This window comes from Olsenella sp. An285, from assembly GCF_002159625.1.
Lineage (GTDB): Bacteria > Actinomycetota > Coriobacteriia > Coriobacteriales > Atopobiaceae > Thermophilibacter > Thermophilibacter avicola.
In genome coordinates, this window is the sequence record NZ_NFIZ01000013.1 from 34,421 (window position 1) to 45,601 (window position 11,181).

The following is an 11,181-nucleotide window of genomic DNA, read 5'->3' on the forward strand; positions in this document are numbered from 1 at the left end:
GACGATCACCCCGTGTACTGGTCGATGTAAGCAATGTAGTCGCAGACGGAGCCCCCGAAGGGTCTCAGGTCGACCGCCTCGAAGTGGGAGGTCGGCGCGGCGAGCGCCACCACGCGCGTGACCTCGTCGTAGCCGCCAATGATGACGGCCCAGGTGTAGCCGCCCTGGCGTCCGTAGCCGCAGATGAAGTGACGGTTGGGCTCGGGCTCCTCTTCGGGGGCCTCCTCGGCGTCCTTCTCGTCCTCCGCGTCCTTCTCGTCTTCTGCGGCCTCCTGGGCGTCAGGCCGCTCCTCCTCGGAGCCCTCCTCGGACTCCGGCTCCGGCACAGGCTCGGGCTCCGGCATCACGATGTCGTCCTGCGTGCAGGTGTCCAGCAGCCCGTCGAGCCCGCAGGCGGCCATGACCGCTCGCACGCCGGACTCGTTCTCGACGGCCGCCCCCTCGGGGAGCGTTCCGGAGGAGAACGCATAGCGCACGCCGCCCACGCCCGCCCCCGTGGCGAGCACGTCGGCCTGCGAGCCTCCCGCGTAGTGACCGGTCTCGGGCTCGTTGGTCAGCCGCAGAAGCTCCCCGGACTCACCGGTGTACGCCACGTTGGCGTTGCCCCCGGACGCGTAGATCTCGCCGTAGCTCAGGACGAAGCCCTCCTCGTCAAGGTATCCGGGCAGCGCCTGGGGAACGGCGTCGAAGTAGGCCAGGAGGTCGTACGGGTCGCTCGGGAGCGGGGTCGCCACGCTCAGGACAATCGTCGCGCCCGGCTCGACCTCGGCGCCCACGCCCGGGTTCGCTTGGACCACGCTGTTTGCCCGCGCATCCGAGCGGACGTAGGTGACGCTGGAGGCAAGGCCGCCGGAGGAGAGCCGCTCCTGGGCCTCGTCAAGCGGGAGCCCCAGCACGTCGGGCACGGTGTAGGCGCGCGCGACCACGAGGGAGATCTGGTCCTCCGGGCGGAAGGGCTCGCCCTCCGCCGGGTCCACCGCAAGGACGGTGCCCGCCGCCTCGTCGGAGTTCTGGTAGGAGATGGAGATGCTCTGGGCGCCGGCCTCGTTGAGGGCGTCCTGGGCGTCCCGCACGTCCATGCCCACCACCTGCGGGACGGTGCGCTGCACCGCCACCCCCAGCGTGACGCCCTCCGTCGGGTCCGCGCGCGTGCCCTCCAGCGGCATGCAGGTGAGGACCGTGTCGATGGCGTCGTCCGCCGGCACGGGCTCGATGCTCACCACGAAGCCGAGCGCCTCCAGCGCGCGCACCGCCTCCCCCTGCGTCTTGCCCACCACGGCCGGGATGGTCTTGCCGCCCCAGATCTCCTGGTCGTAGGTGTACCAGGCAATGCCTCCCGCCACGGCGAGAAGAACGACCACCAGCAGCGCCACCGCCCAGCGCGGCAGGCGCCTCCTGCGCTCGGGCAGACTCTGCACGGGCGACTCTATGGTGACGGGCGCCTGGGCCGACGCGAGGTCCTCGATGGAGGCGGGAGCGTAGTAGGGGCTGTCCATCACGTCGAGGCCGTCGGGCGCCGTCTCGGGCGCCGCGGCAGCTCGCGAGGAGGGGACCACGATGGTGGGGAGGTCGTCGGGGGCGACGGCGCGGGTCTCGGCGGCGTCCGCCAGCTGCGTGGCGTCCGGGTCCGTCTCGGGTCCGGCCAGGCGCGTGGCGTCCGGGTCTGCGCCGGGCTGCTCCTCCGGCGGCAGGGAGACGGTCGCATCCGGGAGGTTCTTCTCGTCCTGAGCCGCCATGCTGCCCCCAACCTGTCGTTGAACGTACCCCTATCGTACCGAAAAAAGGGGGCGAGGGAACTACCTCCCTCGCCCCCTGAAAGATCTGCGACGCGCTACTCCATGGCGTCGGGCTCGATGGGCTCGTCGTCCGAGGGTGCGGCCGCGCCGCCGGAGCGCCGGCGCTCGGACGCCGCGTCATCGCGCGCGGCAAAGAGGCGGTCGTCCTCCCCCACGTCCACGCGCACCACGTCGCCCTCGCCGAGCCTTCCGTCGATGATGAGGTTGGCCACGGAGTCCACCACCTGGCGCTGGATGAGGCGCTTGAGCGGGCGGGCGCCGTAGACCGGGTCCAGGCCGTCGAGCGCGAGCGACTGCTTGGCGGCCGGCGTGAGCTCGAGCTGGATGCGGTCGCGGTCGAGCCTTTCGCGCACGTCGCGCAGCTGGATGTCCACGATGCGCTCGATATCCGCGAGGCCCAGGGCGTGGAAGACCACCACGTCGTCGATGCGGTTGAGGAACTCCGGCTTGAAGGTCTGGCGCAGGGCGTTGTTGACCTCGCGCTGGACCTCGTCCGGATCGCTTGCCGCACTAGCGCCGGCGATGAACTGGCTGCCGACGTTGGACGTCATGATGATGATCGTGTTCTTGAAGCTCACCACGCGACCCTGGCCGTCCGTGAGACGACCGTCGTCGAGCACCTGCAGGAGGATGTTGAAGACGTCGGGATGCGCCTTCTCCATCTCGTCCAGCAAGATCACGGAGTACGGACGGCGACGAACGGCCTCGGTGAGCTGGCCGCCCTCGTCGTAGCCCACGTATCCGGGAGGCGCGCCGATGAGCCGCTGGACGCTGAACTTCTCCATGTACTCGGACATGTCGATGCGCACGAGCGCCCGCTCGTCGTCGAAGAGGTTCTCCGCGAGCGCCTTGGCGAGCTCCGTCTTGCCCACGCCGGTGGGGCCGAGGAAGAAGAAGCTGCCGATGGGACGGTTGGGGTCGGAGAGGCCCGCGCGGCTGCGGCGCACGGCGGCGGCCACGGCCGAGACGGCCTCGTCCTGGCCCACGACGCGCTTGTGCAGCTCGGACTCGAGGTTGCGGAGCTTGTCCATCTCGCCCTGCATCATCTTGGACACGGGAACGCCGGTCCACGAGCTCACGACGTCGGCGATCTCCTCCGAGGTGACCTCCTCTTTGAGGAGTCCCCCGGCCTCCTGCTTGGCCGTGAGCGCGGCCTCCGCCTCCTCGTACTCGTGCTGGAGGGCGGGGATGGTGGAGTAGCGCAGCTCGGAGGCGCGGGCGAGGTCCCCCTCACGGGTGACGCGCTCCATCTCGGTGCGCGCGTCCTCGATCCGGGACTTGAGGTCCTGCACGCGGTCGATGGCGCCCTTCTCGTTCTCCCAGTTGGCCTTCATGCCGTCGAGCTTCTCGCGCGTGGTGGCGATCTCGCCGCGCAGGGTCTCGAGGCGCTCCTTGCTGGCCTCGTCCTCTTCCTTCATGAGGGCCTGCTCCTCGATCTGCATCTGCGTGAGCTGGCGGTCCACGGCATCGATGTCCGCGGGCATGGAGTCCAGCTCCATGCGCAGGCGGCTTGCCGCCTCGTCAACGAGGTCGATGGCCTTGTCCGGGAGGAAGCGGTCGGAGATGTAGCGGTTGGAGAGGTCCGCGGCGCTGACCAGCGCGGAGTCCGTGATGCGAACGCGGTGGTGCTGCTCGTAGCGGTCCTTGATGCCGCGCAGGATGGAGATCGTGTCCTCCACGGTGGGCTCGGAGACCATGACGGTCTGGAAGCGGCGTGCGAGCGCCGCGTCCTTCTCGATGTACTTGCGGTACTCGTCCAGCGTGGTGGCGCCGATGGCGTGCAGCGTGCCGCGCGCGAGGGCCGGCTTCAGGATGTTGCCGGCGTCCATGGAGCCCTCCGTGGCGCCCGCGCCCACGATGGTATGAAGCTCGTCGATGAACAGGATGATGCGGCCGTCCGACTTCTCGACCTCCTTGAGCACGGACTTCAGGCGGTCCTCGAACTCGCCGCGGTACTTGGCGCCCGCCACGAGGGCGGACATGTCAAGCTCCACGAGGTCCTTGTCGCGCAGGGTGGACGGGACGTCGCCGTTGACGATGCGCTGGGCCAGACCCTCCACGATGGCGGTCTTGCCCACGCCCGGCTCGCCGATGAGCACGGGGTTGTTCTTCGTGCGGCGGCTGAGCACCTGGATGGTGCGGCGGATCTCCTCCACGCGGCCGATGATGGGATCGAGCTTTCCCTGACGGGCGAGGTCGGTGACGTTGCGGCCGTACTTCTCCAGGGCCTCGAACTCGGGCTTGGAGTCCTGGCTGGTCACGCGCTCGTCGCCGCGCAGGGCGTCGTAGGCCTCCTCCACGCGCTTGGCGGTGACGCCGGCGGCCTTGAGGATGGAGCCGGCGTCCGTCTTGTCATCCGCGAGCGCGCAGAGCAGGTGCTCGGAGGTGACGTAGGAGTCGCCCATCTTGGTGGCGAGCTTCTCCGCGGCGTTGCCCACGCGCACGGTGGCGTCGCCCATGCCCATCTGGGCGGCATCGCCGCTGACCTGCGGCTGGCGCGCAATGGCGTCGTCTGCCTGCGCCTCGATGGACGCCGGGTCCGCACCCACGCGCTCGATGATCGCGCGCAGGTTGTGCTCGCCGGAGCTGAGCAGGGCCTTCAGCACGTGCACGGGCATGAGCTGCCCGGCGTTGGCGTCCGTGGCGATGCCCACCGCCGCCTGCAGCGCCTCCTGGGCCGTGACGGCCCACTTGTCTAGTCTCATGGTTGCCCCCTTCTTGGGTTTCGTTGTTTATCAACGTCTATTGTTCCCCGGGAGCTGGGGCTTATACGCAAATCTAAGCGTATACATAGTAGATTTTCTGCGTGCTGGCGAGAAGGACGAACGGGGGCGCTGGCGGCGAGGGCCTCCATGCGCGACCCACCTCGGCAACTTCCATTTTTCTGTACATTGTCAGCCCTTCTCGAGTGGGCGAGAAGAACGGTGCCCTTTTGAGCTGGCAATATATGTTATTGAACTTCTTCAGCCGAGCGCAATATACAGAAAAACGAGAGAACGGGGCAGCAGGAGGGACGGGCGCACTTACGAATCGCAGCTCGTTCGATGGCGCGCCGCTACCCCTCGTTCTTCTCGCTAGGCGCGCCGTTGAGAAGGAGGCGGCGCATGACCTGCTCGGGGCTTCCCTGCCCGTCGTAGCGGGCGAGCGCGGTAATCTTCTCCTGCATGCGGAACTCGTGGACCTCGTCCTCAAGCTGACGCACGCGGCGGCGCAGCTCCTCGAGCTCGTCCTCGCGCTCGAGCATGCGCTCGCGCATGTCGAGGATGCGCACCACGCCGGCGAGGTTGATGCCCTCGTCCGTGAGCTTGGAGATGAGGTTCAGCCGGTCGATGTCCGACTGGGAGTAGAGGCGCGTGTTGCCGCGCGAGCGCCCGGGCGTCACGAGACCCTTCTGCTCGTAGACGCGCAGGGTCTGCGGGTGCATGCCCGTGAGCTCGGCGGCAACGCTGATCATGTAGAGAGGCTTGTTGCGGTCCGACCCGCGGCCGGGCTCCCTTCCCTCGCTATCGCTTCGCGCCATAGCGGCTGACCTCCTCGCGGTAGTCGCGCGCGTCGTCGGCGCGCAGGGCCTCGAGCGCCTCGCGCTCCTGCTTGGTGAGCAGCGTGGGCACCTTCACGCGCACGGTCACGTAGAGCGCGCCGCGAGAGCCCTTGCGCTTGACATTGGGGGCTCCCAGGTCGCGGAAGCGGAAGGTCTTTCCGTCCTGCGTGCCGGCGGGCACCTTGAGGCGGACCTCCGTGCCGTCGGGCGTGGGCACCTCCACGGTGGCGCCGAGCGCGGCCTCGTACATGCTGATGGGCAGGTCCATGCGAACGTCCGCGCCGTCGCGCTTGAAGAGCGGGTGCTCGGCCACGTGCGTGGTGATCACGAGGTCGCCACGGTCGCCGCCGTTGGTGCCGTACTCGCCGCGGCCGCGGTAGCGCAGCTTGCCGCCGTCCACCGCACCCGCCGGGATCTTAATCGTGAGCGTCTGCTCCTCGCCCGTGGAGGGCACGCGGTAGGTTGCCTTGCGGGTTGCCCCTCGGAAGGCCTCCTCCGCCGTAACGTCCACGGACATGGTGAGGTCGCTGCCCTTGGTGGGGCGGTTGCTCGCGGCGCGCGCGCCGGCGGCCCCGCCAAAGATGGACGAGAAGTCAAAGCCGCCGAAGCCGCCCTCGCCGCGCATGTTGTTGAAGATGTCGGACCAGTCGCCGCCCACGTTGGTGGTGTAGGTGTAGCGGCCGCGCCCGCCCGAGCCGCCAAAATCGGCCCCGGGGATGCCGCCGAACATGAGCAGCTGGTCGTACTCGCGGCGCTTCTGGGGGTCGGAGAGGGTGGTATACGCCTCGCTAACCTCCTTGAACTTGGCCTCGTCCCCGCCGGCGTCCGGGTGGTACTTCGCGGCGAGCTTGCGGAAGGCCTTCTTTATCTCGTCGTCAGAGGCGTCGCGCTTGACGCCCAGTACGTCGTAGTAGCTTCGCTTGTTTGCCATGTCGCACGAGCCTCCTTTCTGTTAGTTGGGGACAGTCCCCAATTCACATAAAACTTTTGTGCAAATTGGGGACTGTCCCCAATTTGCAGACTACTCGTCGGTGGGACGCTTGGGGCCGCCGTAGGTCACCGTGACCATGGCGGTGCGGATGACCTTGTCGCCCATGCGATAGCCCTTCTGGTAGACCTGGGCGACGGTTTCGTCGTAGGCGTCCTTGTCCTCAACACGGCCGACGGCCTGGTGGGCCAGCGGCTCGAAGGGCTCGCCGGCGGGGTCGATGGGCTCGACGCCCTCCTTCTCCAGCACCCCGAGCATCTTGGCATGCACCGCGGAGACACCGTCCACGAACTGCTGGAACTGGGTGTCGCCGTCGGTGGCCCCGGCGTGCTCGATGGCGCGCTCGATGTCGTCGATCACGGGAAGCAGGTTGGTCACCAGCTTCTCGGCCGCGCGCTCCTTCTCCGCCAGGCGCTCGGCGGCAGTGCGGCGGCGGAAGTTCTCCCAGTCCGCCTGGAGGCGCAGCATGCGCTCCGTGGCGTCCGCGGCCTCCTTCTTGGCGGCCTCGATCTGGTCCTCCACGTCCGCGAGCTTCTTCTGGAGCTCGTCGCGCTCCTCGCGGATCTTGCTCGCGTCGGCGGCAAGCTCGCGCTCTGCGGCCTCCTCACCGGCGCGGATGGCAGCCTCCACGCGAGCGCGCTCCTCAGCCTCCTCGTCCGTCTCCTCGGCGTCCACGACCTCGGGCTCGCCGGCCTCGGCCTCAGGGGCGTCCTCGACGGCGGTCTCGGGCTCCATGGCCTCGTTCTTCTCGTCCTCAACCTCGATGGGCACCTTCACGTCACCCTCCTCGACTGTGTCAGTGGCTCACGCGGGGTCATCCCCCCTGAGTCACGCTATCCGGAAGGGGCGGCCGCGTAGCCGTGGCCGCCCCTCGCTTGAATCCGTTAGTACGGCCAGCCCGAACTAGTTGTTCTTGTCGTCGTCGACGACCTCGTAGTCGGCGTCCACGACGTCGCTCGCGGCGTCGGTCGCGCCGGTGCCGGCGTTGCCCGCGGCGGCGTCCTCCTGCGTGGCGGAGTAGACGACCTCGGCGAGCTTGTGGCCCACCTCCTGGAGCTTGTCGCCGGCGGCGCGGATGGCGTCCACGTCGGTGCCGTCGAGGGCCTTCTTGGCCTCGGCCACGGCGTCCTCGGCGGCCTTCTTCTGGTCGGCCGGGACCTTGTCGCCCAGGTCCTTGAGGGTCTGCTCGGTGGAGTACGCGAGGGAGTCGACCTGGTTGCGGACCTCAATCTCGTCCTTGTGCTTCTTGTCCTCCTCGGCGTGGGCCTCGGCGTCCTTGACCATGCGGTCGACCTCGTCGTCGGAGAGGGCGGTGGAGCCGGAGATGGTGATCTGCTGGCTCTTGCCGGTGGCCTTGTCCTTGGCGGTGACCTTCACGATGCCGTTGGCGTCGATGTCAAAGGTGACCTCGATCTGCGGCACGCCGCGGCGGGCGGCCGGGATGCCGGTGAGGTTGAACTTGCCGAGGGACTTGTTGTCCGCGGCCATCTCGCGCTCGCCCTGCAGGACGTTGATCTCGACGGAGGTCTGGTTGTCGGCCGCCGTGGAGTAGATCTCGGTCTTGGACGTGGGGATCGTGGTGTTGCGGTCGATCATCTTGGTCATGACGCCGCCCATGGTCTCGACGCCCAGGGACAGCGGCGTGACGTCGAGCAGCAGGATGCCCGAGACGTCGCCGGTGAGGACGCCGCCCTGGACAGCCGCGCCGTCAGCCACGACCTCGTCCGGGTTCACGGACATGTTGGGCTGCTTGCCGGTCATCTGCTTGACGAGCTCCTGGACGGCGGGCATACGGCTGGAGCCGCCCACGAGGATGACCTCGTTGACCTCGGAGAGCTGGAGGTTGGCGTCGTGCAGGGCCTTAGTGACGGGGCCCTTGCAGCGGTCGAGCAGGTCGCGGGTGATGCGCTCGAACTCGGCGCGGGTCAGCGTGTAGTCGAGGTGCTTGGGGCCGGTGGCGTCAGCGGTGATGAAGGGCAGGTTGATCTGGGCCTGCTGGGCGGAGGAGAGCTCCTTCTTGGCGTTCTCCGCAGCCTCCTTCAGGCGCTGCAGGGCCATGGGGTCCTTGCGCAGGTCGATGCTGTTGTCGGCCTGGAACTTGTCCGCCAGCCAGTCGATGACGCGCTGGTCCCAGTCGTCGCCGCCGAGGTGGTTGTCGCCGTTGGTGGCGAGAACCTCAACGACGCCGTCGGCGAGGTCGAGGAGCGACACGTCGAAGGTGCCGCCGCCCAGGTCGAAGACCAGGACCTTCTGGTCGATGCCCTTCTTGTCGAGGCCGTAGGCCAGGGCCGCGGCGGTGGGCTCGTTGACGATGCGCTGGACGTTGAGGCCGGCGATCTTGCCGGCGTCCTTGGTGGCCTGGCGCTGGGCGTCGTTGAAGTAGGCCGGAACGGTGATGACGGCGTCGGTGACGGGCTCGCCGAGGCACTTCTCGGCGTCAGCCTTCATCTTGGAGAGAATCATGGCGCTGATCTGCTCCGGGGTGAAGTCCTCGCCGTCGATCTCCACGACCGCGCGGCCGCCCACGCCGGGCTTGACCTTGTACGGGACGGTCTTGAGCTCAGAGGTAACCTCGTCGTAGCGACGGCCCATGAAGCGCTTGATCGAGAAGACGGTGTTGGTGGGGTTGGTGACGGCCTGGTTCTTGGCCGCCTTGCCCACGATGCGGTCGCCGTCGGCACGGAAGCCCACGACGGACGGGGTGGTGCGGTCGCCCTCGGCGTTGACGATGATCGTGGGCTCGCCGCCCTCGAGGACCGCCATCGCGGAGTTGGTGGTACCAAGGTCGATGCCGAGAATCTTGCTCATGTTGGTCTCCTTCTCCTGCGTGGGGCGGCTTCCCTGGCCGCCCTCTCGCGTGATTCCTTTTCTGTACGGTGGAGTTTATCCCCCATGCGCTTCGATTCTATACATTATCTAAGTCTCCACATATGAGATTTTTTGAGTGTGGAGACAACGACGGGCCCGGGAGCGCGGTCGCGCCGCTTCCCAGGCCCGCGAGGGTTGCGTCGCTGCCGCTGTTACAGCAGGCGATGCTCGAAGCGGCCGTCCTCGTAGACGCCGAAGCTGGCCGTGCCGTCCTTGGGGATGCCCGCCGAACCGGGGTTGAAGACCCAAGCGCCGTGCTCCTCGTTCTTCTCGCTCACCTTGATGTGGGTGTGACCGTAGACCAGGGCGGAGCGCTCGGGCAGCGCGGGCCATGCGTCCACGCTGTTGTGGTAGCCGGGACCGTAGACGTGCCCGTGCGTGAGGAAGAGCGTGAGGGGGCCGCCCTCCGCCGTGGGATCGACCAGGATGTTGTGGTCCGCCATGCAGGGGAACTTGAGGACCATCTGATCGACCTCGGCCTCGCAGTTGCCGCGCACGGCGATCACGTGGTCGGCAATGGAGTTGAGCATCTCGATCACGCGCTTGGGCGCATAGTCCGCGGGGAGGTCGTTGCGCGGGCCGTGATAAAGCAGGTCGCCCAGGAGGACCACGCGATCCGGGGACTCCGCCTCGATGGCGGACATGAGACGCGCACAGGCGTCGGCGGCGCCGTGGATGTCGGAGGCGATAACGAGCTTCATGGGCAGTCCTTTCGACGCGGTCTTCCGGAGGGCCTGGAAATTAGTTCGCATTGGTTTCCTGAAATAACTGTGTTACCCCAGTTGGTACTCTCAGCTGAATAATCCAAAGTACGTTAATATCCGGAGGCGCGGCGAGACGCGCCGGCCGAGCCCATTCTATCCCACCAAAATCGGCTCCGCGGCGAGCGCGTGCGCGATCACGAGGGCCCGGACGGCGGGCAGCTCCGCGAGGGAATGCGGCCAGGTGGCGACGTCAAGGCCGGCGCCCTCGAGCCGCGCGCGCAGGTCCACCAGCACGTCATGGCGGGCATGATGGCCAAGAGCCATGAGGAAGGGGCCAAGAAGGACCCGCCGCCCGGGACACCCCCGCAGGCGCGCCACCAGACGGTCGGGCGCGTCCACCAGCACGTCGTCCCGACCGCGGGCGTTCAGCGCGGCCTCCAGCCGGGCGAGGGCGGCCTCGAGCTCGGCGCCGCGATGGCCCGCCAACGCCACGATGCGCCCGGGCTCCGCGGGCAGCACGGCATCGAGCGCACGGGCAACGACAGCCAGGTCCTCGGCGCTCGCGAGCAGGGGCGGAGCAAGCCGAAGCTCGTCAAAGGTGGTCGCGGTATCGCGCAGCGCGCCCGTCGCCTCGTGCTGCAGGCGGCCGTCGGCCACGTGCGTGGTTGCCACGAGCGCCCGCCGCACCCCTCGCTCGCGCACATTCGCCAGCACCTCGGGCAGCAAGGCGCCCACAGGTCGCCCGCCCGTGCGGGCGCGCAGGACAACGTCGGCACCGATCGCGTCCGTCAGCGCATCAACCAGGGCAGCAATGCCCTCGTCCCCACGCTCTCCGGAAAGGCACCCAGCTATGACAAGCACATAACGTGACAAAGGGACTGTCCCCCTGTCAACTAGTGATGGCAGGCGTGCTCCTCGCCCATGACGGGAAGGGTGCCGGCGGCGGCCATCTGAGCGACGTCGCCCACGCCCGGGGTCTGGTTCTCAAAGAAGACGGTGATGCCCGCCTGCGCAAAGCCCATCATGGGGCGCATGCCCATGCCGGCGGCAACGATGGCGTCGATGCCGTTCTGGGCAAGAAGGGCCACGGGGCGCATGCAGCCGCCCTCCTCGTGGGGCGGGTTGTCGATGACGCTCACGGCACCGACCTTGCCGTCCTCGACGTCAACCACGGTAAAGCAGTCGCAGTGGCCAAAGTGGCCGGAGCGCTCGCAGTCCAGACCGCCCTTGCCAAGGGTGGGGATGGCAACCTTCATGGGATTCTCCTCTCGCTGCGGGCGGAGC

At 68.1% G+C, this 11,181-nt stretch carries 9 protein-coding genes; all 9 read right to left on the reverse strand.

Annotation, left to right across the window (positions count from 1 at the left end):
• Positions 1–5: 5 nt before the first annotated feature.
• The 9 genes from B5F79_RS08820 to B5F79_RS08860 all read right to left on the reverse strand — a co-directional run bounded on the left by B5F79_RS08820 (position 6) and on the right by B5F79_RS08860 (position 11,153).
• Positions 6–1,736 carry a PASTA domain-containing protein gene (locus tag B5F79_RS08820; protein WP_087220400.1) on the reverse strand — a complete coding sequence of 577 codons (1,731 nt, stop codon included), beginning with the start codon at positions 1,734–1,736 and terminating at the stop codon, positions 6–8.
• A 95-nt stretch (positions 1,737–1,831) separates the two neighbouring features.
• Entirely contained in the window at positions 1,832–4,501 is a 2,670-nt protein-coding gene (clpB, locus tag B5F79_RS08825; RefSeq protein ID WP_087220403.1) for an ATP-dependent chaperone ClpB, read from the reverse strand.
• Positions 4,502–4,851: 350 nt separating this feature from the next.
• The gene (locus B5F79_RS08830; protein ID WP_087220406.1) at positions 4,852–5,316 is read right to left on the reverse strand and encodes a heat shock protein transcriptional repressor HspR; all 465 of its coding nucleotides are present in this window, start codon (positions 5,314–5,316) and stop codon (positions 4,852–4,854) included.
• Positions 5,300–6,268 carry a DnaJ C-terminal domain-containing protein gene (locus tag B5F79_RS08835; RefSeq protein WP_087220409.1) on the reverse strand — a complete coding sequence of 323 codons (969 nt, stop codon included), beginning with the start codon at positions 6,266–6,268 and terminating at the stop codon, positions 5,300–5,302. Before B5F79_RS08835 ends, B5F79_RS08830 begins: the two co-directional genes overlap by 17 nt.
• Before the next feature lie 90 nt (positions 6,269–6,358).
• Positions 6,359–7,102: a nucleotide exchange factor GrpE gene (locus tag B5F79_RS08840; RefSeq protein ID WP_241147298.1), complete on the reverse strand. Its 744-nt coding sequence runs from the start codon at positions 7,100–7,102 to the stop codon at positions 6,359–6,361.
• 126 nt (positions 7,103–7,228) lie between these two features.
• Positions 7,229–9,133 carry a molecular chaperone DnaK gene (gene dnaK, locus B5F79_RS08845; RefSeq protein WP_087220412.1) on the reverse strand — a complete coding sequence of 635 codons (1,905 nt, stop codon included), beginning with the start codon at positions 9,131–9,133 and terminating at the stop codon, positions 7,229–7,231.
• A gap of 212 nt (positions 9,134–9,345) precedes the next feature.
• A complete protein-coding gene (yfcE, locus tag B5F79_RS08850) occupies positions 9,346–9,894 on the reverse strand; it encodes a phosphodiesterase (RefSeq protein WP_087220415.1) in 549 nt (182 codons plus the stop codon).
• Between the two features lie 156 nt (positions 9,895–10,050).
• Positions 10,051–10,770, reverse strand: a complete 720-nt coding sequence (locus B5F79_RS08855) for a sirohydrochlorin cobaltochelatase (RefSeq protein WP_158094872.1) — start codon at positions 10,768–10,770, stop codon at positions 10,051–10,053.
• A 20-nt stretch (positions 10,771–10,790) separates the two neighbouring features.
• Complete coding sequence (locus tag B5F79_RS08860) at positions 10,791–11,153, reverse strand: NifB/NifX family molybdenum-iron cluster-binding protein (RefSeq protein WP_087220421.1); 363 nt, start codon at positions 11,151–11,153, stop codon at positions 10,791–10,793.
• Positions 11,154–11,181: the final 28 nt, after the last annotated feature.

Coding starts and splice junctions, on each gene's coding strand:
- B5F79_RS08860 (WP_087220421.1), bottom strand. CDS start 11,153: ATGAAGGTTGCCATCCCCACCCTTGGCAAGGGCGGTCTGGACTGCGAG.
- B5F79_RS08835 (WP_087220409.1), bottom strand. CDS start 6,268: ATGGCAAACAAGCGAAGCTACTACGACGTACTGGGCGTCAAGCGCGAC.
- dnaK (WP_087220412.1), bottom strand. CDS start 9,133: ATGAGCAAGATTCTCGGCATCGACCTTGGTACCACCAACTCCGCGATG.
- B5F79_RS08820 (WP_087220400.1), bottom strand. CDS start 1,736: ATGGCGGCTCAGGACGAGAAGAACCTCCCGGATGCGACCGTCTCCCTG.
- B5F79_RS08830 (WP_087220406.1), bottom strand. CDS start 5,316: ATGGCGCGAAGCGATAGCGAGGGAAGGGAGCCCGGCCGCGGGTCGGAC.
- yfcE (WP_087220415.1), bottom strand. CDS start 9,894: ATGAAGCTCGTTATCGCCTCCGACATCCACGGCGCCGCCGACGCCTGT.
- clpB (WP_087220403.1), bottom strand. CDS start 4,501: ATGAGACTAGACAAGTGGGCCGTCACGGCCCAGGAGGCGCTGCAGGCG.